The sequence below is a fragment of the Frankia nepalensis genome (genome assembly GCF_016786325.1).
Taxonomy (GTDB): Bacteria; Actinomycetota; Actinomycetes; order Frankiales; family Frankiaceae; genus Pseudofrankia; species Pseudofrankia nepalensis.
Genome location: NZ_JADWYU010000362.1, coordinates 1 through 1,420, shown reverse-complemented (window position 1 = coordinate 1,420; position 1,420 = coordinate 1). Strand labels below are relative to the sequence as shown.

Here is a 1,420-nt window from a genome sequence, read left to right as displayed (position 1 = left end):
GGCGGTTTCCAGGGGTGCTCGCAACACCTGGTGGTCTATGTGGCTGCTAGTAGATCACGGAGGCGTTCGGCGGGGGTGTGCCAGTCGAGGGTCTGTCGGGGTCGGCCGTTGAGTTCCTGGGCGACGTGTTCGAGGTCTTCGGGGCTGTGGGCGGACAGGTCGGTGCCTTTGGGGAAGTACTGGCGGAGTAGTCCGTTGGTGTTCTCGTTCGAGCCGCGTTGCCAGGGGGAGTGCGGGTCGCAGAAGTAGACCGGGACGCCGGTGGCGACGGTGAACTGGCGGTGGGCGGCCATCTCGACGCCCTGGTCCCAGGTCAGGGAGCCGCGGAGGTGGGCGGGTAGTGATCCGATCAGGGGCACGAGGACGTCGCGGACCTGTTCGGCGGTGTGCCCGCCGGGCAGGTGCCCGAGCAGCACGTAGCGGGTGGTGCGTTCGACCAGGGTCACGATCGCGGACGTGTTGGCGGCACCCATGATCAGGTCGCCTTCCCAGTGTCCGGGCACGGCCCGGTCGGCGACCTCGGCCGGCCGCTCGGAGATCATCACCATGGTGTCGACGAACCGGGACGTGCGCTGGTCGGGCTTGCGGTGTGGCGTGCGCCGGGTCCGTCCGGACCGCAGCGCCGTGGCGATCTCGCGTTTGAGGCCGCCGCGGGCCTGGATGTAGAGCGCCTGGTAGATCGTCTCGTGGCTCACACGCATGCCCTGGTCGTCGGGATGCTCCTGGATCAGAGCGTGGCAGACCTGCTGGGGAGACCAGCGCCGGCGTAGCCCGTCGGCGACGAAGTCCCGCAACGGGCCGTCGCACAGCAGCTTGCGCGGCTTGGGCCGGGCCCGGCTCGCCGCCCACGCCCGCTGCGCCCGGTAGGGGTGGTAGACGCCGTCGACCGACCGGTTGTCGATCTCCCGTTTGACCGTCGAGGCCGGTCGCCCCAGTGCTCGCCCGATCGCCCGCAACGAGGCACCCTCCCGCCGCAGGTCCGCGATCCGCTCACGCTCGGCCAGCGTCAGAAACCTCGGATCCAGGGCCACCCCCTCCAGGTCCGGCCGCGCCGAGGCCACCCGGGCATCCGCGCACCTACGCACGCCACGATCCCAGCGCCCGGCCGTGCCCACATGAGCCCCGACACGCCGCGCAGCCTCGGCACGACCCACTCCCGACAGCCGAAGCCGGTCGTACTCGCCCCGACCCGGATGACCAGGCCCACCCATCCGGCTCTGCCAACGAAACCCCGCCCGCAACGCCCACACGACCGCCGTATTCCGATTCATCCCGAGCTGCTTTGCCGCAGCCGTGACACCCACCTGACCGACCAGCACCAGGAACCTCGCACGAAGCTCCACCCGCTCCGCACCCGACAACGCCATGATCCTCGAACCCCCAGAAGCCTGGGTGTTGCGAGGACCGCTAGAAGACGCCG

Annotated in this window: 1 protein-coding gene; it reads right to left on the bottom strand. The window is 70.3% G+C overall.

Annotated features, from left to right (window positions below; translation table 11 throughout):
- Positions 1-35 precede the first annotated feature (35 nt).
- A complete protein-coding gene (locus I6A81_RS41205; RefSeq protein ID WP_203008514.1) occupies positions 36-1,154 on the bottom strand; it encodes an IS30 family transposase in 1,119 nt (372 codons plus the stop codon).
- Positions 1,155-1,420 lie beyond the last annotated feature (266 nt).